Annotated in this window: 24 protein-coding genes and 5 tRNA genes; 14 read left to right on the top strand and 15 right to left on the bottom strand. The window is 67.8% G+C overall.

Going from position 1 to position 22,574, the window contains the following annotated elements; all coding sequences use genetic code 11:
• Nucleotide 1 precedes the first annotated feature (1 nt).
• From LPH33_RS04205 to LPH33_RS04180, 6 genes are all read right to left on the bottom strand, one after another.
• A complete protein-coding gene (locus tag LPH33_RS04205; RefSeq protein WP_088897856.1) occupies nucleotides 2-196 on the bottom strand; it encodes a ferredoxin in 195 nt (64 codons plus the stop codon).
• 7 nt (nucleotides 197-203) lie between these two features.
• Nucleotides 204-1,592, bottom strand: coding sequence for a cytochrome P450 (locus LPH33_RS04200; RefSeq protein ID WP_145691344.1), 1,389 nt, complete (start codon nucleotides 1,590-1,592; stop codon nucleotides 204-206).
• The gene (locus LPH33_RS04195; RefSeq protein WP_145691345.1) at nucleotides 1,589-2,374 is read right to left on the bottom strand and encodes an SDR family oxidoreductase; all 786 of its coding nucleotides are present in this window, start codon (nucleotides 2,372-2,374) and stop codon (nucleotides 1,589-1,591) included. Before LPH33_RS04195 ends, LPH33_RS04200 begins: the two co-directional genes overlap by 4 nt.
• Nucleotides 2,367-3,554: a cytochrome P450 gene (locus LPH33_RS04190; RefSeq protein WP_016693013.1), complete on the bottom strand. Its 1,188-nt coding sequence runs from the start codon at nucleotides 3,552-3,554 to the stop codon at nucleotides 2,367-2,369. The genes LPH33_RS04195 and LPH33_RS04190 overlap by 8 nt, the downstream gene beginning before the upstream one ends.
• Nucleotides 3,555-3,629: 75 nt before the next feature.
• Nucleotides 3,630-4,190, bottom strand: a complete 561-nt coding sequence (locus tag LPH33_RS04185) for a TetR/AcrR family transcriptional regulator (protein WP_016693012.1) — start codon at nucleotides 4,188-4,190, stop codon at nucleotides 3,630-3,632.
• A gap of 76 nt (nucleotides 4,191-4,266) precedes the next feature.
• Nucleotides 4,267-5,493, bottom strand: coding sequence for a cytochrome P450 (locus LPH33_RS04180; protein WP_088897455.1), 1,227 nt, complete (start codon nucleotides 5,491-5,493; stop codon nucleotides 4,267-4,269).
• Between the two features lie 87 nt (nucleotides 5,494-5,580).
• Here LPH33_RS04180 and LPH33_RS04175 point away from each other — a divergent pair, with 87 nt between their 5' ends.
• Both LPH33_RS04175 and LPH33_RS04170 read left to right on the top strand, forming a co-directional pair.
• Nucleotides 5,581-6,177, top strand: coding sequence for a TetR/AcrR family transcriptional regulator (locus LPH33_RS04175; RefSeq protein ID WP_229567223.1), 597 nt, complete (start codon nucleotides 5,581-5,583; stop codon nucleotides 6,175-6,177).
• Nucleotides 6,178-6,220: 43 nt separating this feature from the next.
• On the top strand, nucleotides 6,221-7,051 hold the full coding sequence (locus tag LPH33_RS04170; RefSeq protein ID WP_229567222.1) for an oxygenase MpaB family protein: 831 nt from the start codon (nucleotides 6,221-6,223) through the stop codon (nucleotides 7,049-7,051).
• 38 nt (nucleotides 7,052-7,089) lie between these two features.
• On the opposite strand, the gene LPH33_RS04165 is transcribed toward LPH33_RS04170, so the two are convergent.
• Complete coding sequence (locus tag LPH33_RS04165) at nucleotides 7,090-8,007, bottom strand: SDR family NAD(P)-dependent oxidoreductase (protein WP_145691349.1); 918 nt, start codon at nucleotides 8,005-8,007, stop codon at nucleotides 7,090-7,092.
• Between the two features lie 82 nt (nucleotides 8,008-8,089).
• Between LPH33_RS04165 and LPH33_RS04160 the strand changes: the two genes are divergently transcribed.
• Genes LPH33_RS04160 through LPH33_RS04130 form a run of 7 tightly spaced genes read left to right on the top strand, consistent with a single transcriptional unit; the run spans nucleotide 8,090 to nucleotide 14,473 of the window.
• Nucleotides 8,090-9,559 (top strand): aldehyde dehydrogenase, encoded by a 1,470-nt coding sequence (locus tag LPH33_RS04160; protein WP_145691350.1) that lies wholly within the window; start codon nucleotides 8,090-8,092, stop codon nucleotides 9,557-9,559.
• Nucleotides 9,560-9,585: 26 nt separating this feature from the next.
• On the top strand, nucleotides 9,586-10,335 hold the full coding sequence (locus LPH33_RS04155) for an SDR family oxidoreductase (RefSeq protein ID WP_016693006.1): 750 nt from the start codon (nucleotides 9,586-9,588) through the stop codon (nucleotides 10,333-10,335).
• Nucleotides 10,332-11,231 (top strand): NAD(P)-dependent oxidoreductase, encoded by a 900-nt coding sequence (locus LPH33_RS04150; protein WP_088897459.1) that lies wholly within the window; start codon nucleotides 10,332-10,334, stop codon nucleotides 11,229-11,231. The genes LPH33_RS04155 and LPH33_RS04150 overlap by 4 nt, the downstream gene beginning before the upstream one ends.
• On the top strand, nucleotides 11,228-11,596 hold the full coding sequence (locus tag LPH33_RS04145) for a carboxymuconolactone decarboxylase family protein (RefSeq protein ID WP_016693004.1): 369 nt from the start codon (nucleotides 11,228-11,230) through the stop codon (nucleotides 11,594-11,596). Before LPH33_RS04150 ends, LPH33_RS04145 begins: the two co-directional genes overlap by 4 nt.
• Nucleotides 11,593-12,702, top strand: coding sequence for a TIGR03857 family LLM class F420-dependent oxidoreductase (locus LPH33_RS04140; protein WP_145691351.1), 1,110 nt, complete (start codon nucleotides 11,593-11,595; stop codon nucleotides 12,700-12,702). Before LPH33_RS04145 ends, LPH33_RS04140 begins: the two co-directional genes overlap by 4 nt.
• On the top strand, nucleotides 12,699-13,766 hold the full coding sequence (locus LPH33_RS04135) for a phosphotransferase (protein WP_088897461.1): 1,068 nt from the start codon (nucleotides 12,699-12,701) through the stop codon (nucleotides 13,764-13,766). Before LPH33_RS04140 ends, LPH33_RS04135 begins: the two co-directional genes overlap by 4 nt.
• A 44-nt stretch (nucleotides 13,767-13,810) precedes the next feature.
• Nucleotides 13,811-14,473, top strand: a complete 663-nt coding sequence (locus tag LPH33_RS04130; RefSeq protein WP_016695561.1) for a class I SAM-dependent methyltransferase — start codon at nucleotides 13,811-13,813, stop codon at nucleotides 14,471-14,473.
• A 1-nt stretch (nucleotide 14,474) separates the two neighbouring features.
• Here LPH33_RS04130 and LPH33_RS04125 read toward each other — a convergent pair whose 3' ends face one another.
• From LPH33_RS04125 to LPH33_RS04090, 8 genes are all read right to left on the bottom strand, one after another.
• Complete coding sequence (locus tag LPH33_RS04125) at nucleotides 14,475-15,566, bottom strand: prenyltransferase (protein WP_088897462.1); 1,092 nt, start codon at nucleotides 15,564-15,566, stop codon at nucleotides 14,475-14,477.
• Nucleotides 15,553-16,284, bottom strand: a complete 732-nt coding sequence (locus LPH33_RS04120; RefSeq protein WP_088897463.1) for a class I SAM-dependent methyltransferase — start codon at nucleotides 16,282-16,284, stop codon at nucleotides 15,553-15,555. The genes LPH33_RS04125 and LPH33_RS04120 overlap by 14 nt, the downstream gene beginning before the upstream one ends.
• Nucleotides 16,278-17,516, bottom strand: a complete 1,239-nt coding sequence (locus LPH33_RS04115) for a glycosyltransferase family 4 protein (protein ID WP_229567219.1) — start codon at nucleotides 17,514-17,516, stop codon at nucleotides 16,278-16,280. Before LPH33_RS04115 ends, LPH33_RS04120 begins: the two co-directional genes overlap by 7 nt.
• A 222-nt stretch (nucleotides 17,517-17,738) precedes the next feature.
• A tRNA-Asp gene (locus LPH33_RS04110) sits at nucleotides 17,739-17,812 on the bottom strand.
• Nucleotides 17,813-17,897: 85 nt separating this feature from the next.
• Nucleotides 17,898-17,974: transfer RNA gene (locus LPH33_RS04105), tRNA-Phe, on the bottom strand.
• Nucleotides 17,975-18,013: 39 nt separating this feature from the next.
• Nucleotides 18,014-18,087: transfer RNA gene (locus tag LPH33_RS04100), tRNA-Asp, on the bottom strand.
• A 54-nt stretch (nucleotides 18,088-18,141) separates the two neighbouring features.
• Nucleotides 18,142-18,214: transfer RNA gene (locus tag LPH33_RS04095), tRNA-Glu, on the bottom strand.
• Nucleotides 18,215-18,314: 100 nt separating this feature from the next.
• Nucleotides 18,315-18,974 carry a TetR/AcrR family transcriptional regulator gene (locus LPH33_RS04090; RefSeq protein ID WP_016695565.1) on the bottom strand — a complete coding sequence of 220 codons (660 nt, stop codon included), beginning with the start codon at nucleotides 18,972-18,974 and terminating at the stop codon, nucleotides 18,315-18,317.
• Nucleotides 18,975-19,306: 332 nt separating this feature from the next.
• Here LPH33_RS04090 and LPH33_RS04085 point away from each other — a divergent pair.
• The 5 genes from LPH33_RS04085 (at nucleotide 19,307) to LPH33_RS04065 (ending at nucleotide 22,324) form a co-directional block, all read left to right on the top strand.
• Nucleotides 19,307-19,379, top strand: a tRNA-Lys gene (locus tag LPH33_RS04085).
• Between the two features lie 272 nt (nucleotides 19,380-19,651).
• Nucleotides 19,652-20,551 (top strand): replication protein, encoded by a 900-nt coding sequence (locus tag LPH33_RS04080; protein ID WP_229567217.1) that lies wholly within the window; start codon nucleotides 19,652-19,654, stop codon nucleotides 20,549-20,551.
• Entirely contained in the window at nucleotides 20,548-20,718 is a 171-nt protein-coding gene (locus LPH33_RS04075; RefSeq protein WP_229567215.1) for a hypothetical protein, read from the top strand. Before LPH33_RS04080 ends, LPH33_RS04075 begins: the two co-directional genes overlap by 4 nt.
• Nucleotides 20,715-21,569, top strand: coding sequence for a DNA adenine methylase (locus LPH33_RS04070; protein WP_229567213.1), 855 nt, complete (start codon nucleotides 20,715-20,717; stop codon nucleotides 21,567-21,569). The genes LPH33_RS04075 and LPH33_RS04070 overlap by 4 nt, the downstream gene beginning before the upstream one ends.
• Complete coding sequence (locus LPH33_RS04065; RefSeq protein WP_229567212.1) at nucleotides 21,566-22,324, top strand: DUF2637 domain-containing protein; 759 nt, start codon at nucleotides 21,566-21,568, stop codon at nucleotides 22,322-22,324. The genes LPH33_RS04070 and LPH33_RS04065 overlap by 4 nt, the downstream gene beginning before the upstream one ends.
• Nucleotides 22,325-22,574: the final 250 nt, after the last annotated feature.

The raw sequence follows: 22,574 nt of genomic DNA, 5'->3' as shown, positions 1-22,574 counted from the left end.
CTCAGTCTTCGACGATGCGAAGGGCTTGGGTGGGGCAGTACTTCACAGCTGCTCGTACGTCGGCATGCATCTCCTCCGGCACCGGATCGAGGAGGATCTCCACCTCACCCCGTTTGGCGACGGAGAAGACGTCCGGGGCTTCCATCGAGCACATCGCGTGTCCCTGACACAGATCGAGATCTGCTTCGATCCTCATCCGAACCTCACTCCTGCGTCGCCGTGCCGGTGTCCGACGCCGCCCGGGTGCGTCGTCGGTACCGCACAGCACACGGCTGTTCGAGTTGGACCACCATCTTGGAGTGGTCGTTGCGATAGGTCTCGGGCGGCTGGGACAGTTCGAACTCGAAGTCGCGCAGCAGAACCGAGAATATCGCCTTCAGCTGCATGAGCGCGAACGCCGCTCCCACACAGCGGTGCCGGCCGGCCCCGAACGGGATCCAGGTCCACCGGTTGACGATGTCCTCCTGGTTCGGGTCGATGTAGCGGCCGGGATCGAAGGCATCGGGATCCGGGAAGTCCTCCGGGATGCGGTTGGAGATCGCCGGTGTCGCACCGACGAGATCGCCCTCCGAGATCCGATAGCCGGCGACCTCGAAGTCGTCGCGCGCGACCCGAAGGAGCAGGATCAGCGGCGGATGCAGGCGCAGCGTCTCCTTGAGGACCGCTTCGAGCACCGGGATCTGCCGCAGCGCATGGAAACTCACACTCTCGCCGTCGGAGTAGAGGACGTCGAGTTCGGCGGTGACCTGCTGCATGTACTCGGGGTTGCGCAGCAGTTCGATGAGCGCCCAGGCCGCCGTGCCCGAGGTGGTGTGGTGGCCGGCGAACATCATCGAGATGAAGATGCCGGTGATCTCGTCGGCGCTGAAACGTTCCTTGCCGTCCTCGTCCTTGATGGAGACGAGGACGTCGAGCATGTCGCGGTCCTCCTTGCCCTGCGGCGGGTTCGCGATGCGCCCGTCCATGATCTCCTGCACGAGGGCCACGAGTCCGCGGCGGGCCTCGTCGCGTCGCCGGAAACTCTCGATCGGCGCGTAGGGATCGACGAAGGCCAGGGCGTCGGTGCCCTTCTCGAGGTCGTGGTAGAGGTGGGCGAATCGTCCGTCGAGCTGGTCGCGGAACTTCTTGCCGATCAGGCAGGCCGACGACGTGTAGATGGTCAGCTCGGCGAAGAACTCGAGCAGGTCGATCTCGCCTTCGTCGCCCCAGCCGGCGACCATGTCCTGCACCTCGCGGTCGATGGTCGCGGCGTGGCCGCGCATCTGTTCGCCACGCAGCGCCGAATTGTGCAGCATCTCCTTGCGGCGCTCGGGGCTGGCGTCGAAGACGACGCCCTCGCCGAAGACCGGCTTCATGAACGGATAGGCGGCCTGCTGGTCGAGATCCTCGTCCGCAGCCCGGAAGAAGAACTCGTTGGCCTCTGCACCGGAGAGGAGTACGACCTTCTTGTCGGCGAGCTGGAAGACCCCGACGTCGCCGCACTCCTCACGCACCCGGCGCATGAGCGCGATGGGATCGGTGCGCAGTTCCTCGAGGTGGCCGTGTTCGTGTTCGCCGCCGGACACACGCCGGGGTTCGACGAGTGTGGTCATGGATTGTCCTTCCGCAGGGGTGCTTCGGGTTGAACCTCGATGAGCACGATGTGGGCGCCGCGGGGGGCCGAGACGACCGAGAGCGCGGCCGCGGCGATGTCGGATGCACGAAGGAAGTAGGGGTGTCGCGCGAATCCCCATGTGCCCCAGTCCTCGAGCATCGGTTCGAGCACCTCGGCCGGCGCGGTCATGCCGGCGCCGGTCTGTGTCGGTCCGGGACGCACGACCGACGCGCGGACTCCCGTGCCCTCGAGTTCCATCCGCATCTCGCGGACGAGCGCTTCGAGGCCGGTCTTGGCGGCGTTGTAGGCACCCATCCACGGCCGGGGCAGCACGGCACAGTCGGATCCGATCACGACGAAGTCGCCGCGCTTGCGTTCGATCATGCCGGGCAGCGCGCGGTGGGCCAGGCGTTGCGTGCCCATCAGGTGCACGTTGACCTGGAAGGCGAACCGATCGGGGTCCATCTCGTGCGGCAACGCGAAATCCATGTCGCCCGCGCCCGAGACGACGATCTCCGCGGGGCCCAGAGCCTCTTCCGCTGCGGTGACGAACTCGTCGACGGACTCGGTGGACGACACGTCGAGGAAGTGGGCGAAGGCCTCGCCGCCCTCACCGCGGATCTTCTCCGCGATCGCCGCGCACTCCTCCACGCGGCGCGCACCGAGTGCGACGGGGTGTCCGGCCTCGGCGAGCGCGTAGGCGGTGGCGGTACCGATTCCCGAGGAGGCCCCGGCGACCAGCGCGGGACGACGTTCGGGGTGGGGTTCGAATCTAGGCATGTCGTTCGGTGACCTCTACAGGAAGGGCCGCGAAGCCTCGGACATTGGTGGAATGGACACGTTCGCAGCGGTCCTCGTCGATCTCGTAGTCGGCGACGCGCCGGGCGAACTGTTCGAGCGCGATGTTCGCCTCGAGGCGGGCCAGGTGCGCACCGAGGCAGAAGTGGACTCCCCCACCGAAACTGGCGATCTTCTGGGAGCTGTCCCGTCCGATGCGGAAGTCGTCGGCGGCGTCGAATACGTCGGAATCGCGGTTGGCGGATCCGATGAGCAGCAGGACCTTGTCGCCGGACCGGATGGTGGCGTCGTGCAGTTCGATGTCGGCGACGGCGGTGCGGGCGACGATCTGGCTCGAAGTGTCGTAGCGCAGGGTCTCCTCCGTCCACTGCGGTGCGCGGGCGGGATCGTGGAGGACCTGCGCCACCTCGGACTTGTTGTGCGCGCCCCAGTAGAGGGCGTTGCCGAGCAGTTTCGTGGTGGTCTCGTTGCCCGCGACCACCATGAGGAACATGAAGCCGATGATCTCGTCGTCGGTGAGCCGGTCGCCGTCGATCTCGGCTTCCAGCAACGCCGACGTGAGGTCGGAGGTCTCCTTCTTCCGGCGTTCGGCGAGCATGTCGGCGTAATAACCGACGAGGTGCAGCGATGCCTCCATCGCGGCGACCGGCACGTCGAGCACGCCCTCCTCGCGGTGGACGACGAGATCGGCGAGACGGCGGATCTCGCTGCGGTCGGATTCGGGCACACCCATCAGTTCGGAGATCACGTCCATGGGCAGCTTGCCCGCGAACTCCGAGATCCAGTCGAATTCCCCTGCCTCCACAGCGGGTTCGAGGTAGCGCAGCGTCAGTTCGAGGATGCGCTCTTCGAGGTCGGCGACGCGGCGCGGAGTGAACCCCTTGGAGACGAGGCGGCGCATGCGCATGTGCCGCGGGTCGTCCATGGCGAGGAAGGACATCACCTTGTGGGCGTTGGGCCCGTAGGCGGACGGATCGAGCGAGACACCGTTGGCGCTCGAGAGGCGAGTGTTGTCGCGGAAGGCCGCGACGACGTCGGCGTGGCGGGACAGGGCCCAGAATCCGAGGTCGGGGTTGTGGTAGGCCGGGTCCTCCTCACGGAGGCGGCGGTAGGTGGGATACGGATCTTCGTGGAAGGCGTAGTCGTACGGGTTGAAGATCACGGGGCCGAGCGTCGGTGGATCGGGCGAAGCGGGCCCTGCGTGCGACGCGGAGCCCGGGGATGCCTGGATCATGGATCACTCCAATAGAAGTCGGGCGGATGTCTCCAGCCTGTCGGCGAGTTTCTCGTAGGTGCCGTAGCCCATGCCGGCCCGGACGAGCGCGCCGGCGTAGAGCAGTTCGAGTGCTTCGAGTTCGTCCGGATCGGAGTCGGCGCCGAGCGCTGCCGAGATCCGGTGACGGATGTCGAGTCCGATGCGCGCACGCAGGTGTTCGACATCGGGGTCGTGACCGAGCAGTGCACTGGTGACGGCGGCGGCGAGTTCGGGTTCGTCGGCCAGCAGCAGCGCGATTCCCCTCAGCACCGCGACCACCCGATCGGCACGGCTCGTGCTCTCGGCGTCGGCCGTGGGAGCGTTGGCCAAGCGACGCCAGAACACCTCGGCGACGAGGTGTTCCTTGGACGAGAAGTAGGTGTAGGCGGTGGCCGGGGCGACTCCGGCGCGGGCGGCGACCATACGCACCGTCAACCCCGTGAAGCCCTCCTCGCGGAGCACCTCGACCGCAGCCTGCGTGAGCCTCGCAACCGTGTCGGCCTGCTTCTCGGTCAGGCGACGGCGGGTCGATTCGAGATTCACGTTTCTGGACACGTGTCTGGACATTACTACGGTCGGAGGGGGTCGGCAATGCCCGCGTCGCGTTCATTCGACGAATTCAGTGCTCTCGTGGGTGGATACGGACGGGCATGGACTTGATGCCGTTGATGAAGTTCGACCGCAACCGCCGCGGTTCGCCGGCCGGCTCGACCCGGTCGATACGGGCGGCGAGGGTCTCGAACATGATCCGCAGTTCGAGTCGCGCCAGATGCGCCCCGAGGCAGAAGTGCACACCCGTCCCGCCGAAGGCGACGTGCGGATTGTGCTCGCGCCCGATGTCGAAGACGTGCGCGTCGTCGAAGATCTCCTCGTCGCGGTTCGCACTCGGGTAGTACATGATCACCTTGTCACCCCGTTCGACCTGCTGGTCGCCGATCGAGGCCGGACAGGTGGGCGTGCGGCGGAAGCCCACCACGGGCGTGACCCAGCGCAGAACCTCCTCCACGGCGCTGTCGATCAGGCCGGGATCGTCCTGCAGCCTGCGCCATTGTTCGGGATGATCGACGAAGGCCTGCATCCCGCCCGAGATCGCGTTGCGCGTCGTCTCGTTGCCCGCGATGACGAGCAGGACGAAGAACATGTCGAACTCCATCTCGGAGAGCGTGTCGCCGTTCTCGTCGGGACACACCAGCTTCGAGACGATGTCGTCGTGCGGTTCGGCTCGCCGTTGCGCGGCGATCTCGTTGGCGTACAGGAAGATCTCGGCGGCGGCGAGTTCGCCGTCCTCCTGGGTGGTGCCGTATTCGGGGTCGTCCCAGCCGATCATGCGGTTCGACCAGTCGTACAGCTTCCCGACGTCCTCGGCCGGTGCGCCGAGCAGCGCTGCGATCACCTCCAGCGGCAGGGGTGCCGAGATCGCCGGGACGAAGTCGATCACCGCGCCGTCGCGTGCAGCCTCGATCGCTGCGTCGACGGTGCGTTCACACGTCTGCCGGATACGCTCCTCGAGCGTCTTCACCATGCGGGGGGTGAAACCTCGGCTGACGAGTTGCCGCAGGCGGGTGTGCTCCGGCGGGTCGAGATTGAGCAGCATGGACGCCTGTTTCAGGCGTGTCTCCTCGTCGAAATCGTCGATCTGGGTGGTTCCGAGCGCCGAGGAGAAGGTCGTGCTGTCGCGGGAGACCGCGATGACATCGGCGTGCCGGGTGACGGCCCAGAAGCCCGCGGTGCCCTCCTCGGGTTGGCGGTGGACCGGACAGGTGCGCCGGAGTTCGGAGAAGTAGTCGTGCGGGACCCCCTGGGTGAAGACGTCGGGATTCTTGAGATCTGTGGGTGAAGTCGTCATGAAGCCGCTCTCGTGGGATTGTACGAATGGCATTCGTTTACAAACTACTCACGTTCGTTTGGAATGGAAGCCCCTTAGACTGTTTTCATGGCAGACGACAACTCCCGGCCCGTGCGCCGACGGACACTGACCCGCGACAAGGTCGTCGCGGCAGCGCTCGGAATCGTCGACGATCTGGGATGGGAACAGCTCACGATGAGCACCCTCTCGTCGCGCTTGGGAATCGTCACGGCCTCGCTGTACAACCACGTCCGCAATCTCGACGACGTGCGGGGGACCGTGCAGATCCGCGCGATGAGCGATCTCGGAGCGCACCTGCGCGAGGTCGCGATGGGCCGCAGCGGTGTCGACGGGCTTCGCGCCCTCATCGACGCCCACCACACCTGGGCCCTCGAACATCCCCGTCACTACGAGGCATTGACCACCGCACCGGTCGACCGCGACGGTCTGCTCGCCGCCGCACTGGACGCCAACGTGACCCTGCGCACGATGCTCGCATCCTGCGGCGTTCCGGAGGAGGAGACTCTCGAGGCCGCGGTCGGCATGTTCGCCGCCCTGCACGGTTTCGCGGTCCTCCAGAGCAGCGGCTTCCTGGGCGACGAGCTCGACCTCGACCACATCTACGAGACGGTCGTGCGCGGAGTTCTGACCGGCGCCTCCCTCGACCCCACGAAGACGCGCTAGAGTGGCATCCAACTGAACACATCCGTCTTCAGATGGAGGGGTCATGCGGACGATCGACACTCTCGGCGACCTCGTCTCACCGCTCGGTGGCACGATCAACGCCGCCAACGTCATCATGCAGCTCGCCCATCCCGGCGTCGGCCAGGGCGTCGTCGACAGCACGGTCGACACCGGCCGCGCCGATCTCCATCCGGTCAAGCGGGCCCGCACGACCGGTACCTATCTGGCGGTCGCGGTGTTCGGTAACGACGCCGACCGCGATTTCGTCCGCGAGTCGGTGCGGAAGATCCACGCCCGGGTCACCTCGTCACCCGGCGCGGAGGTCCGCTACAGCGCCAATTCCCCTGCCCTGCAGTTGTGGGTCGCCGTCTGCCTGCTCAAGTACTTCATCGACCAGCACGAGTTCCTCTACGGCCCGCTCACCGAGGAGCAGTACGCCCGGATCCTCCGCGACGGCGCGACCCTCGCGACGACACTGAACGTCCGGCCGGAGTCGTGGCCCACGACCCGCGAGGAGTACGAGGAACTGTGGAAGGCCGGCGTCGCCGACATCTCCATGAACGAGCAGGTACGCGAGTACCTCACCGAACTCTGCAATCTCGCGTTCCTCGAGGTGCGTCTCGGACGACTGGGCCGCGGGATCCACCGGGTGCTCGGCAGGTCGTTCGAACTGATCACCCGCGGTGCACTGCCGCCGGAGTTCCGCGACCTCATGCAGTACCCGTGGACCGCCGACGACCAGCGGCGTTTCGACCGCTATCTCGTGGCGGTCCGGCGCCTGCACCGCGTCACGCCGTGGGTGTGGCCGCTGCTGTGGAAGGCCTATCTGCTCGATCTGCGCACGCGGCGACGCCTCGGACTGCGGGTCTTCTGAGCCCTGCCCTCACACGACGGAGCTCGTCGAGGACCGACCTATCCCGGCGCTCCCGCACGACTCGCGCCTTCCACGAGGTGGGCGAGTTCGTCGAGCGTCCAGGGCGGCGACGTGTCGTGGTCCCGCCACGCCAGCAGCGTCGGTACCGGCTTGTCGAACCGACCGACGAAACATCCGGAGCCGGCGAAGATTCCGCCGGTCACGGTCGCCGTGCCGCTCGCGAGGTAGGCGTAGAGCCGCGCCACGTACTCCGGCGGCGCCGGGTTTCGTGAGCCCTCGTAGGTGACGTCGTCGAGCAGTCCGCGCTCGTGCAGTCGCTCGATGTGCCGCTCGTACTCCGGTCCCGTCGACAACCGTGTGCGGGCTCCCGGGCACACGACGTTGGCCCGCACTCCGTGTTCGCGCAGTTCCGCGGCGATCGCTGCGGTCAGACTGTTCACCGCGCCCTTTCCGGCCGGATATCCGGTACCGCCGTAGTCGCCGAGGAACGCGAACGATCCGGTGTTGACGATCGCCCCGCTCCCCTGCGCCACGAACCGGGGCGCGAACACCCGGCACGTACGGAAGGTGCCGGTCAGATGCGAATCGATCAGGTCGTCCCACTCCTCGTCGGTGACCGTGAGGATCGACGAGCCCGGAGGTTCCGCGGTGCCGGCACAGTTGATCAGCGCGTCCGCCGCCCCGAACTCGTCGAGGGCCGCCCCGAGGAGATCCTCCGCGACCCCGGAGGCGGCCGCCGAACCGGACACTCCGATCGCACTGCCGCCCTGCGACACGAGCTCCTCCACGGTGTCGCGCACCGCCTCGGCGTCGCGGCCGTTGACCACCACCCGCGCACCCTCGTCGACGAGGGTCCGCGCCACCGCCCGTCCGATCCCCCGGCTGGAGCCCGTCACGACCACGACGCGGCCCGCGAGCGGGGTCGAATTGTCCGGCCCCGAATTGTTTTCTGCCATAAGGTTCCCCGTTCACCCATTGCGCTGCCTCGAGTGCCCGAACTATAGTCCAGACACCTGTCCAGAACCGAGGGAACGTCTGATGACACTTCGCCCCACCGACAGCTCCACCCTTCTGATCGACGGCAAGCTCGTACCCGGCAGCGGAGGCACCTTCGCGATCACCGATCCGAGCACCGAAGAACTGCTCGGCCACGCGGCCGAGGGCACCGCCACCGACATGGACGCCGCGATCGCGGCCGCACGTCGCGCCTTCGACGACACCGACTGGTCACGCGACCACACCTTCCGGGCCCGCTGCCTCCGTCAGTTGCGCGACGCCCTGCGCGAGCACATCGAGGAACTGCGGGAGATCACCATCGCCGAGGTGGGCGCTCCCCGATTCCTCACGAGCGCCGCGCATCTCGAAGGCCCCATCGACGACCTGCTGTACTTCGCCGACCTCGCCGAGAGCTACGCGTGGACGCAGGATCTCGGCAACGCCTCCCCCATGGGTATCCCGACGCACCGCTATCTGCTCAAGGAAGCGGTCGGGGTCGTCGGCGCGATCACGCCGTGGAACTTCCCGCACCAGATCAACTTCGCCAAGCTCGGGCCGGCTCTCGCCGCCGGGAACACCGTGGTGCTCAAGCCCGCCCCCGACACCCCGTGGTGCGCTGCCCTGGTCGGGCGGATCGCGGCCGAGGAGACCGACATCCCACCGGGAGTGCTGAACATCGTCACCTCGAGCGATCACCGCCTCGGCGCACAGTTGAGCGAGGATCCGCGCGTCGACCTGATCTCGTTCACCGGTTCCACCGCGACCGGCCGGGCCGTGATGCGCGCGGCCTCCGAGAACCTCAAGAAGGTCTTCCTCGAACTCGGCGGCAAGTCGGCGTTCATCGTCCTCGACGACGCCGACCTGCGCGGTGCCTGTTCGATGGCGGCCTTCACCGTGTGCACGCATGCCGGTCAGGGCTGCGCGATCACCACGCGACTGCTCGTTCCCCGCGAACGGTACGACGAAGCCGTGGCCCTGACCGCGAAGTCCATGAGCGGCATCCGGCCCGGCGACCCGCGCGATCCCGGCACGGTGTGCGGGCCGCTCATCTCCGAGAAGCAGCGGCAGCGCGTGGAGGGATACATCCGCCTCGCCGTCGAGGAGGGCGGCACGATCGTCACCGGCGGCGGACGCCCCGCCGAACACGAGCGCGGCTTCTTCGTCGAACCCACCCTCATCGCCGGCCTCGACAACTCCGCGCGCACAGCGCAGGAGGAGATCTTCGGCCCGGTGCTCGTGATCATTCCTCACGACGGTGACGACGACGCGATCCGCATCGCCAACGACTCCCCCTACGGCCTCTCGGGTTCGGTGTTCGGCACCGATCCGGACCGCATCGCGCGGGTCGTCGCAGGTGTACGGACCGGCACGCTGGGCGTCAACGGCGGCATCTGGTACGCCGCCGACGCCCCGTTCGGGGGCTACAAGCAGTCCGGGATCGGCCGCGAGATGGGTGTGGCCGGTTTCGAGGAGTACCTGGAGACCAAGCTCGTCGCCGAGCCCGCGAGCTGACCCGAACTTCCGAAAGGACTTTTCCGATGGCACGTTTCACCGGTCGCACCGCGATCGTCACCGGCGCCGCCCAGGGGATCGGCGAGGCGTACGCACGTGCGCTCGCCGCCGAGGGCGCAAACGTGGTGATTGCCGACATCGATGCCGAACTCGGCGAGCAGGTCGCCAAGCAGATCGTCGCCGACGGCGGCATCGCGAGCTTCACCTCGGTCGATGTCTCCGACCCCGCCTCCGCCGAGGCACTCGCCGCGTCGACCGTCGAGACCTACGGCGGCATCGACCACGTGGTCAACAATGCCGCCATCTACGGCGGCATGAAACTCGATCTGCTGCTGACGGTCCCGTGGGACTACTACAAGAAGTTCATGAGCGTGAACCTCGACGGTGCCCTCAACGTCACCCGCGCGGTGTGGCCGCACATGACGAAGAACGGCGGGTCGATCGTCAACCAGTCGTCGACGGCGGCCTGGCTGTACTCGGGCTTCTACGGCCTCGCCAAGGTCGGGATCAACGGTCTCACACAGCAACTCGCCGTCGAACTCGGCGGGTCGAACATCCGCATCAACGCGATCGCCCCCGGCCCCATCGACACCGAGGCGACCCGCACCACCACCCCCGCGAACATGGTCGCCGACATGGTGAAGCAGTTGCCGCTCAAGCGCATGGGCACCCCCGACGATCTCGTCGGCATGTGCCTGTTCCTGCTCTCCGACGAGGCCGCCTGGGTCACGGGGCAGATCTTCAACGTCGACGGCGGGCAGGTGATCCGCTCGTGACCGGCCCCGCGATCGGCCGGGTCGGGTACATCGGGCTCGGCAACATGGGGGCGCCCATGGCCGAGCGGCTGCTCACCCGGCCCGGGGGCCTCACCGTGCTCGACGTGGTGCCCGAGGCGATGACCCCGTTCACCGACAAGGGTGCCACCGCGGCGTCGAGCCCGGCGGAGCTGGCCGCCGGCTGCGATCTCGTGTGCGTGACCGTCCTCGACGACGCCCAGGTCCGCGACGTCCTGGCCGGTCCGGACGGACTGCTCGCGACGGCACGGCCCGGCACGGTCGTCGCGGTGCACTCGACGATCTCCGACACCACCGCCGTCGAACTCGCCGCGAAGTGCGCCGAGAAGGGAGTCGACTTCGTCGACGCACCCGTCAGTGGTGGCGCCGGCGGCGCGAAGAACGGCACTCTCGCGGTGATGGTCGGCGCGACCGACGACGGCTTCGCGAAGATCGAGGAACCCTTCGGCACCTTCGCGTCGCTGGTCGTGCACGCGGGTCCCGTCGGGGCGGGAACCCGGATGAAGCTCGCCCGCAACCTGCTCCACTTCATCGCGTTCACCGCGGCAACGGAGGCGCAGCGACTCGCCGAGGCCGCGAGGCTCGACATCACCGAGCTCGGCAAGGTCGTCCGGCACACCGACGCGATCACCGGCGGCGCCGGTTCGATCATGTGGCGCGACACCACATCTCCCCTCGGTGAGGACGACTCCTGGTTCCCGATCTTCTCGCGTGTGCGCGCCCTCGGCGAGAAGGATCTCGCGCTGGCTCTGGACCTCGGCGATCGACTCGGAGTCGACCTGCCGCTCGGAGCCCGGGCGCTGTCCGACCTCGGCCCCGGCCTCGGAGTCGGCACGGGAGAGATCGCACGGACCCGTTCCCGGAAGGAGCACGCATGACCGACGAGACCCGCCGCCGCGGCCTGGAGATGATGTCCAAGGTCTACGGCTGGGAGATGCAGGACGGCCCGGGCGAGCACTTCGCCGTCACCGCCGACCACCTGTTCGCGAACATCTGGACCCGTCCCGGGCTGACCATCCGCGATCGGCGACTGCTGCTGCTCGGGGCACTCACCGCGCAGGGGGCTCCCGACATCGCCGAGATCCAGATCGAGGCGGCGCTGAAGAACGACGAACTCGACGAGCAGCAGCTCCGCGAGATCGCTTTGTTCCTGTGCCACTACGTGGGCTGGCCGCTGGGCTCGAAGCTCGACAATGCAGTGGGCAGCGTGTTGCAGCGACGGAAGGCGGCGGCCCGCTCGTGAGCATCCCCGGCGGGTCCGCACCGGAGCCGGACTGTCCGGAACTCGGGTTCTACGGCCTCGCCGGGCACACCGACGACCCGAGGGCGCTGCTCGACGAGATCACCGTCGCCGAGGAGATCGGTCTCGGTTCGGTCTTCCTGTCGGAACGGTTCGACACCAAGGACGCGGCAGCGCTGGCCGGGGCGGCGGCCGCGACGAGCCGTACGCTCGGGATCGGCACCGCGGCGACCAATCCGCACACCCGCCATCCCCTCGTCACGGCGACGATGGCGACCACCCTGCATCGGTTGAGCCGCGGCCGGTACGCCCTCGGGCTCGGCCGCGGCTTCGACGTGCTGTTCGATCTCATGGGCCTGCCTCGCGTGACGTCGGCGCAGCTCGAGGACACCGTCGACCTGCTCCGGACGCTGTGGCGCGGTGAAGCGGCCGTCGATCATCATGGCCCGGCCGGCGACTTCCCGTATCTGCGACGCACCGCCGAGGGCGTCGACGGCATCCCGATCCTCATGGTCGCGCTCGGCGAGCGCACGCTCGACCTCGCGGGACGCGTGGCCGATGCCGTCGTCCTGCACACCTTCTTCACCGACGACACGCTCGCGCGCGCCGTGAAGACCGTGCGACGCGCCGCCGAGCAGGCCGGCCGCGACCCGCAGTCCGTCCGCATCTGGTCGGTCCTCGCGACCGTCGACGAGTCGATCCCCGAGGATCTCCGGTTGCGGAAACTGACCGGACGGCTCGCGACCTACCTGCAGGGCTACGGTGACGTGCTCGTCCGTGCGAACGGCTGGGACCCCCAGGTACTGCACCGCTTTCGGGACGACGCGCAGGTCCGTGCTCATTCCGGACCGATCGACGCAGCGCCGGTCGAACTGCTGATGCACATCCGGTCGTTGCTGCCCGACGAGTGGCTCGCCGCGAGCGCGACCGGCAGCGCGGCACACTGCGCGACCCGCATCGCCGACCAGTTCGACGCCGGTGCCGACAGCGTGATCCTGCACGGCGCCACACCCACCGAGCTCGCTCCGGTCGTCGCCGCGTGGCGGACGATCCGCGACCCCGAGCGTTTCGCATCCCTACCCGCCAACCCCGGCCGGAGCGCACCATGACCGATCTGTTGCTGTCGGTGGACGACCTGACTCCCGAACGACTCTCGGCCGTGCTCGGCGGCACGGTACGCACGGTGCAGGTCGAGCGGATCGGAACGGGTCAGATCGCCCTGTGTTACCGGCTCGTCCTGACCGGCGACGACGTGCCGTCCTCACTCGTCGCGAAACTCCCGTCACCCGATCCCGGGACGCGGCGGATGCTCGCCGGCGCCTATCGCGGGGAGGCACGCTTCTACAGCGACATCGAGCCGTCCGTCGCGGTGCGCACACCCACCTGCTATCACGTCGCCTCCGGTGAGGACGGCGAGTTCACCCTCCTCCTCGAGGACGCCGCACCCGCACGACCCGGCGACCAGCTCGCCGGGTGCACCGTCGACGAGGCGCACGACGCCGTCCGCAATCTCGCCGGACTGCACGGTCCCCGCTGGTGCGCACCCGATCTCCACGAATCGGACTGGCTCACCACGACGGACGCCGAGCAGGCCCGGATCCTCGCCGAGCTGTACGGTCCGGCCATCGAGACCTTCCTCGACGGTCTCGGCGACCTGATCGGCGCGGAGGACCGCGATACGCTGCGGGCCTGCGCGGAGCTCACGCAGGAGTGGGTGCTCGCGCGATCCGACCGGTTCGCGCTGCTGCACGGCGACTACCGGCTCGACAACCTCCTATTCCCTCCCGGTGGCGAGAGCGGTGTGGTCGCGGTGGACTGGCAGACCCTGACGGTGGGACTCCCCGCCCGCGACCTCGCGTATTTCGTCGGGACGAGCCTGGAACCGGAGGTCCGGCGCGAACACGAGCAGGCCCTGGTCTCGACCTATCACCGCGCGTTGCTGTGCCACGGCGTCGAGGGCTACGGCCTCCAGCAGTGCTGGGACGACTACCGCTTCGCGATGCTGCAGGGTCCGCTCGTCGCGGTCTTCGGGTGCGCCTACGGCACGAGGACCGAGCGCGGCGACCGCATGTTCGCGGTGATGGTGAAGCGGTCGTGCGCCGCGATCCGCGAACTCGACAGTCTCACCGTCGTGTCCGGAAGCATCGGACGCCGCGACCGGTCGGTAGGGTGACTCGGGATACACCGCATCACGCGAGAAGAACGGAGATCCATCCGATGTCCCGCACCACCCTGCCCCGCGAGGCGATCGAACTCGCCGAGGCGACACCGGGTTTCATGCCCCAGGACGAGGGAACCGCACTGCACGAGGCTGCGGTGCAGTATCTCGGTGACGGCGTCGGCGTCGAGATCGGCACCTACTGCGGCCGCTCGACCGTGTATCTCGGCGCTGCGGCCAAGGCGACCGGCGGCACCATCGTCACCGTCGACCACCACCACGGTTCGGAGGAGCACCAGCCCGGCTGGGAGTACCACGATGCGTCACTGGTCGACCCGCACACCGGTCGGCTCGACACCGTCGGCGCTCTCCGGCACACCCTCGCCGACGGCGACCTCGAATCGCACGTCGTCGCGGTGGTCGGCAATTCTCCTGTGGTGGCGTCGTTCTGGCGCACCCCGGCCTCGTTCGTGTTCATCGACGGCGGGCACAGCAGCGAGGCAGCCCGGGCGGACTACGACGGCTGGGCGAAATGGGTGCGCATCGGCGGCGCCCTGATCATCCACGACGTCTTCCCCGACCCGAAGGACGGCGGCCGGCCCCCGTACGAGATCTACTGTCTCGCACTGGAGAGCGGCGAGTTCGTCGAGAAATCGGTGACGTCCTCGCTGCGGGTTCTCGAACGCACCGCCGGCACGGTCGGCTCCCTGCCCGGCAGCTGAACTACGGGACGAGCACCGGGCAGCGCTCGGTGCAGCGGTCGGCGCCCACCTGATCGGCGGGTGCCGCCGCATCCCGGAAGATCGCGCTTCCGCCCGTCGTGCGCGAGAGCGCGTCGGCGGCGAGGATCACCGCTGCGCTGGTCCAGGAACTGACCTCCACCGGCCAACGCTTGCCGTCGGCGTAGACCAGACCGGTCCAGTACGAACCGTCCGGGTCGCGCAGATGCTGCATGGCCGCGAACAATTCACGGGCACGCCCGGCGTGGCCGAGGGCGTCGAGCGCCAGGACCAGTTCGCACGTCTCGGCCCCGGTGACCCACGGACGATGGTCGACGCACCGGATCCCGAGACCGTCGACGACGAAATCCGACCAGCGCTCGCGGATCCGTTCGTGCGCATCGGTGCCGCGCACCGCTCCCCCGAGGATCGGGTAGTACCAGTCCATCGAGTACTCGGGCTTGGGCGTGAACGCCTCGGGGTGCCGACGCAGAGCGTGGCCGAGACGGATCAGCGCGACCTCCCATTCGGGTTGCGCCTCACCGATCAGGTCGGCGATCCGCAGACCGCACCACAGACTCTGGTGGATGCTCGAACAACCTGTGAGCAGCGCTTCGTCGAACATCCCGCCGTCGCCTCGCGCCCACGAGATCTGGCCGCCCGGCAACTGCATGTCGACCACGAGGTCGAGCGCAGCACGCACCGTCGGCCACATGTGCTCGACGAACCCGCGATCGCCCGTCACGAGGTGGTGGTGCCATACGCCCACGGCGATGTAGGCGGTGAAATTGCTGTCGGTGTCGTGGTTCTCGACGATGTCGCCGCGGAACTGGATGGGCCACGACCCGTCGGCACGCTGCGTCCGCCGTGACCACTCGAAGGCGGCGTCCGCCTCTTCACGTAAACCGATGGCGGTCAACGCCATCGCGGATTCGATGTGATCCCACGGGTCGATGTGCCCACCGGGGAACCACGGGACGGCGCCCGAGGGCTCCTGCATCCGCGCGATGGCCCGGCCCGTCGCCAGGCTCTGTTCCGGCGACAGCACACCCGGCACCGACGGCACCGTCAGGCGCGCGGATTCACCGCGCCGCACCGGCGTTTCCCGGCTTCTCGAGGTAGAACACGACACTCTTCCCGATGACGGGATCGAGGATCTTCTCGGCCGTGCGGGTGACCCACGGGGCCTTCATGAGATCCCAGACCAACAGCCGGTGGTACGCCTTCGTCAGCGGATTGTCGTCGTTGTCGACGCCGACGGCGCACTTGAGCCACCAGTACGGCGCGTGCAGCGCGTGGGCGTGGTCGGTACCCGAGACCGTGAGACCGGCGGCGGTGAGTTTCGCGGCGAGTTCGTCGGCCTTGTAGATGCGGATGTGCCCGCCCTCCACCTCGTGGTAGGCGTCCGACAGTGCCCAGCAGATCTTCTCCGGCAGCCAGCGCGGCACGGTTACGGCCGCGACACCACCGGGCTTGAGGACCCGGACGAGTTCGGCGATGGCCCGCTCGTCCTCCGGCACGTGCTCGAGCACCTCGGAGATGAGCACGAGATCGAAGGTCGCGTCGTCGTAGGGCAGCGCGAGCGCGTCGCCGACCTCGGCCCGGGCGAGCGCACCCTCGGGGACCTCGCCTTCGAGTTCCATCGCGACGAACATGTCGGCGACGGCCTTCATGTCGTCGGCGTTCTGGTCGAAGGCGACGACGTCCGCGCCGCGGCGGTACAGCTCGAAGGAGTGGCGCCCCGCGCCGGCCCCGATGTCGAGAGCGCGTATCCCCGGTACGACGCCCAGGCGGTCGAAGTCGACGGTCAGCATCCGTTCTTCCCCTCTCGATGCGCGGCGATCGCCTTGTCGTAGATCGCGGCGGTCTGCGCGGCCACGGCCGCCCAGCTGTAGCGTTCGAGCACCCGGTCGCGGCCCTTCGCGCCGAGACGCCGACGCTCGGCCGGGTCGTCGAACAGGCCCGCGAGCCCCGCTGCGAGCTGTTCGGCGTCGCCCGGGGGCACCAGCAGACCGGCGTCCCCGACGACCTCGGGGATGGCCCCGGCGCGGCTCGCGACGAGCGGTGTTCCGCACGACATCGCCTCGACGGCCGGCAACGAGAATCCCTCGTACAGCGACGGCACCGCCGCGACCTCGGCGGAGGCGAGCAGGTCGGCGAGTTCGGTGTCGTCGATCCCGGAGACGGTGCGCACGACGTCGCCGATCGCGAGTTCGTCGATGAGCTTCTCGGTGGCGCCGCCCGGGGCGAGCTTCGAGACGAGGACCAGTTCGATCTCGCGTTCGGTCCGCAGCTTCGCGACCGCCTCGAGCAGGGTGGGAACACCCTTGAGCGGGGCGTCGGCACTCGCGACGCAGACGATCCGGCCGGGAACGCGCTCGTCCTTCCGCGGCGCGAACACCTCCGTGTTCACGCCGAGCGGGATCGTGTGGATGCGTTCGGATTCGATCCCGAAGGCCGTGCGGATGTCGTCGGCCGAGTTCTCCGACACCGTGAGCAGCGTGGGAATCTGCCGGGCCACCTTCTCCTGCATGCGCAGGAATCCGTACCAGCGCCGGAGCGTGATCCTACGGCGGAGGGTGGTCGCGGAGGCGAGATCGAGTTCGCGGTCGCGTGTGATCGGATGGTGGATCGTCGCAACGAGGGGAAGGTCCTCGGCGATGCGCAGCAACCCGGACGCGAGCGACTGGTTGTCGTGCACGACGTCGAAGTCGCCGAGGCGGTCGCGCAACAGTCGTGCGGCGCGCAGACCGAAGGTGCGCGGTTCGGGGAAACCGGCGGTCCACATGGTGGCGACCTCGAGGACGTCGATCCAGTCGCGGTACTCACCCGGTTTCGGGGTGCGGAACGGATCGTCGTCACGGTAGAGATCGAGACTGGGCACCTTCGTGAGCGTCACGCCGGGGTCGAGTTCGGGGTACGGCTGCCCGGAGAACACCTCGACGATGTGTCCCTGGGCGACGAGTTCGCGACTGAGATGGCGAACGTAGACCCCCTGACCCCCACAATGCGGCTTGCTCCGGTACGACAACAGAGCTATGCGCACATTCCACCTCGGGGTTCGCTCGGAGGGCCAGGTCGCTCGGACAGATGTCCACTAGTTGTGTAGGGCACACACTAGAACATGTTTTGTGTCCTCACGATAGCGAGCCGGACCGCACCCGGGGCGGATCGGCGATACGAGTGGGACGGCGAGCAGGCACCGCCTGCGAACGGGTGACGACGACGAAGCCCCGGTATCGATGTGATACCGGGGCTTCGCCTGGAGCGACCCTGACGGGACTCGAACCCGCGACCTCCGCCGTGACAGGGCGGCGCGCTAACCAACTGCGCCACAGGGCCATGAGGAACCGGAGTTCCCACAGCTCGACCCACCGCAACCGGTGGGTCGAAGATATGAAATTGATGGTTGTTCGCCGGACAACCGTGGTGGCCAGGGCCGGGATCGAACCGGCGACCTTCCGCTTTTCAGGCGGACGCTCGTACCAACTGAGCTACCTGGCCGGACGGCACCCGAACCGAATGCCGATCGAAACTCTGGAGCGACCCTGACGGGACTCGAACCCGCGACCTCCGCCGTGACAGGGCGGCGCGCTAACCAACTGCGCCACAGGGCCATACATATTCACTTCTCACACCAAGATACTGCACACTTCGACGAGGTCGAAGCGTACCCCCTACGGGATTCGAACCCGCGCTACCGCCTTGAAAGGGCGGCGTCCTAGGCCGCTAGACGAAGGGGGCCCGATCGGATTTCTCCGAACCGCACCCTCAACGGGTTTGGCGTTCCGTTGGGAGCTTGGACAGCTTATGCCACGGCATTCGCGAATCACAAATCAGCAGGTCAAGTGGCCGATTCGTCGTTGTCGGGCCTGCTCGGCCAGCCCTTCTCCCGCCACTGCGCGAGCCACTGCTCCGACGCCATCGCCTCGAGCGGCACCTCCACGCAGGCCTCGAAGCGTGCGCGGACGTCGGTCTCCGGCGACGTGAGGTCGGCGAGATAGCGCTGACCGGCGAGCGACGACGCGATCGCCTCGACGAAACGCTGGAGGTCGACATCAGGCCGGAACAGGCCCTTCTCCTGCGCTTCGCGCGCCAGCTGGTAGCCGGCCCGCCCCCACAGGACGCTGCCGCGCAGCCTGACCTCCTCCGCGAACTCGGGTTCTGTGACCAGACGGAACTCCGCGGCGATGACCACATCGTCGTGCAGAGCCGCACCGAGATCACCGACGAGACCGTGCAGCCGCTCGAAGGGGTCGAGATCGGGGACGTCCATCCACCTGCCGACGATGGCACGGTAGTGCTCGAGTCCTTCGTCGAGCACCGCCCGGGCCAGATCCTCCTTGGACGCGAAGTGGAAGTACATCGCACCCTTGGTCGCGTTCGACTGCTCGAGGATGGCGTTGATCGATGCTGCGGCGAAACCTCGCCGCGCGAATTCGGTGGCTGCCGATCGGACGATCGCAGCCCGCGTACGACGCGCACGCTCCTGTTGACGGGGCATGGGGAAATTCAGCCTTCCACGTTCCTGTGTTTCCCCCACGAGACAACTCTAGTCTGCCCCCACAACCCCGGCTCCGGGCCGTGTTCCACCGGGTGAAATATGAAACCCCACCCCCGGGACCCGGGTTTCCACAGAACACACCGAGTGGTACGCTTTGTCCGGCTCGGGTGCGAAGCAGGGGGTGGGCACCCGGGCCTCTTTCCATTCGTCACGGGCGGCGTCCGCACCGCCGGATGTCCGATATCATCGATCGCGCAGCGTGGCTCACCCTGTGATGTGGTCACCGCACCATGCGGTGTGGTCACTGCGGTGTGGTTACACTGTGCGCCCATGCCCCTATAGCTCAGTTGGTAGAGCTACGGACTTTTAATCCGCAGGTCGTAGGTTCGAGCCCTACTGGGGGCACCGCGGACGGCCTGGCGTTTCTCTTCGGAGGACGCCAGGTCGTTTTCGTATGTGCCAACGATGTGCCAAACCTCACACGACCCTCTCGGCGGCCGGCCTCCTAGGCGGCGGGCAGTCCTCTCAGAGGGTCTTCATGGGTGACGCATCGTGTCTTGCGCGTGATGGACAGCGCGTCGAACCCTGTGCCACGATGCGCTCACAACCAAATGAATGGACCCCGGCGAGTGCGCGAACACTCCCGGGGCGTGGCCGAACTGCGAAGGAGTTCGACAGTGCCTCAGCATACCCATGCCCAGCCGCAGGGTGGTATCCGACGCGGCCCCCGTCTCGCCGATAACTTCACCATCGTTTCCAACCGGCTGCTCAACAACAAGCGCCTGAGCTTCCGCGCCCGCTGCATCCTTCTGTGGCTGCTCTCCAAGCCCGAAGACTGGCGCATCCGCTCCGAAGCCATCGCCGAGCAGTCCGACGTCGAAGGCCGCACCGCCGTCCGCACCTGCATGCGCGAGCTCGAAACCCACGGCTACCTCGTGCGCGAGAAGGTCCAAGACGAACGTGGACGCTGGTACACCATCCAGACCGTCTACGAAGAGCCCCTTCTCAGCGGCGATCCGTCTCCCGAACCGACGACCAGGAAATCGAACTCCGGTCGTCCGCGCGACGGAAAGACGGGCGTCTTTACAAAGAACCGATCACCCAGGACTGAAACAAACAACAACACCGCAGGCACCGAAACGTCACCCGTCGAGGTGGCCGGGGTGACGGTGTCGTTGTCCGACGATGCCCGCAAAGAACTCGTGAGGCTCGAGACGAACTACGCCGAGCTGATCACCGCCTGCCGAAGCGCCGGTCTTCTCGGCTCGTTCGACTACGTCAAGCCCGCCCAGAAAGCCGAGATCCTCGAGCTAATCGACCAGCACGGCGCCGCGGCCCTGGCCGAGCGGGCGAAAGCCATGCACCGCGACGACAACCCCACCCTGTACGCCCAGGGCTGGATCCGACTGTGGAAGGCGATGTCCCCACCCCGCCTCACGCCGACGCCCCCGCAGATGCACGCACCCTCACCGATCGACGACTGCGACCTGTGCGACGACTACGCCTGGCTCCTCGGACCGGACGGTCGCCCCGTCGAACCCGCGGTGTGGTGCACGCACGGCCGGGCGGCCGCGTGATCAACGACCAGGCCCTCACTGCGCTGATCGCCGACTCCCAGATCCACATCGACATCGCGCACCGCCGCCTCCTCGAGGACGGCATCGACACCATCGCTGACGCCTACCGTGACGCCTTTGTCACGTTGTGCGCCGGCATCTACGACCTCACCGGGAGAACCGCATGATGTCCTCGATCCGCCCGCCGTTTCCCTACTTCGGCGGCAAACAGTCTCTCGCCGCGACGATCGCCACTGCGCTGCCGCCGCACCGCCACTACATCGAACCGTTCGCTGGATCGCTCGCCGTGCTCCTGGCCAAGAAACCCTCACCCGCTGAGACCGTCAACGACGTCGACCACGCCCTGATGACCTTCTGGCGAATCCTGCGCGACAGGCCGGCCGAACTCGCCGTCGCCTGCGAGTTCACACCCCACGCCCGGCACGAGCACGCCACAGCCCTCACCCTCGACCTGGACGGCGAGACCGACGAACTCGAGATCGCCCGCCGTGTCTGGGTCGTGCTTTCCCAGGGGCGCACCAGCACCCTGCGGCCCACCGGATGGAGACATGACACCACCGGCCCCCGATCGACCTCGATGCCCGGCAGGCTCGACGGCTACCGCGCCCGCCTCCTCCCCGCCGCCGAGCGCATCCGCAACGTGTCTCTGGAATGCCGCGACGGAATCGAGATGATCACCGCCTACGGACAGGGCCCGGACAGCGTGCTCTATGTCGACCCGCCCTACCTGCGCCGGGTGAGAACCAGCAACTACCGACGCGAGATGGGATCCGTGCGGGCCCATGAGCACCTCGCAGCCGAGTTGCACGACTGCACCGCATCCGTCGTCCTGTCCGGCTACCCCGACCCGCTCTACGACGACATGTTCCGAGACTGGAACCGCTACGAACTCGATGCTTACACCACCCAAGGCATCACCGGCACTGCACGCACAGAGGTGCTCTGGTCCAACCGACCTCTTGCACTCGACCAACCCAACGACCTGTTCAGCACCATCGCCGCCGAGGAGACACCGTGAGGAAACTGTCGACGCCGTCACCCGCCACCGTCGCCGTCGCGCTCGCCGCCCTCGCGGCCGCGGCCGTGGCCGGCACCAGCTTCTGGCGGTCCTTCACCGCGATCGCCGAGCTCGCTGTCGCATACCAGGTGCCGGCCGATCAAGCGTGGATGATCCCCGTCGCGGTCGACGGCCTGGTCGTCGTCGCGACCGTCGCGGCCGCGGTCGCGCGACACCGCGTCGCACGGGCCTACTCGTGGTTCCTGCTCGTCGCAGGCACCGTCGCATCCGTCGCGGGCAACGGCATCCACGCCTGGCAGCTCACCGTCTCCCCCATCGGCGTCGGCATCGCCGTGCTGCCGCCGCTCGTCACCCTCGCCGCGGTGCACCTGACGATCCTGCTCGCGCGACAGGGCGACAACGTCGCGACAGCACCGGTCCGCGACAGCGAACCCGAGCCGATCCGCGCCCCGCTCGACGACGACACCGAGCGCGACAAGGCGCCGCGCCCGGTCACCCAGCTCCATGTCGCCCCCGCGACACCTGTCGCGAGCGCGACGGCACCTGCAGCTGCGACGCGCCAAGTCCGTCGTGTCACATCACGCACGTCCGATGCGACCGACGCAGAGCTCCGCGCCCGGGCGATCCACTGCGTCATCACAGAAGGCAAGACGGTCCGTGCGACAGGCGCCGAACTCGGTGTCTCGAAGGACAAGGTGCAACGCTGGGTGACCGCGCATCGCGCGACACTCACCACAGAGCCCGTTGCAAGTTGACGCACAGCATCAGACGACATGAGCGGGACGACACTACGCAGCGAGCGCGGCCGCCCCGGGCACAAAAAACGATCACCCCCACCGGGGGACGGCGGGGGTGATCTGGGAGAGGTGGTGCATCGGGGCGCACCACCTCCGATCAGGCTATCGATAGTTGTGGGCGCTCTTGGGGTGAAGCCACGGGTGAACTTCCTTCACGGAACTGTGACGTACACCAAATCAATCGGATACTTTATTCTAGATCATGTTC

This window comes from Rhodococcus sp. RDE2 (assembly GCF_020885655.1).
In the GTDB taxonomy this organism is placed as follows: Bacteria; Actinomycetota; Actinomycetes; order Mycobacteriales; family Mycobacteriaceae; genus Rhodococcus; species Rhodococcus pyridinivorans.
The sequence above is the reverse complement of the archived record's forward strand: the minus strand, read 5'-3'. Positions and strand labels throughout refer to the sequence as shown.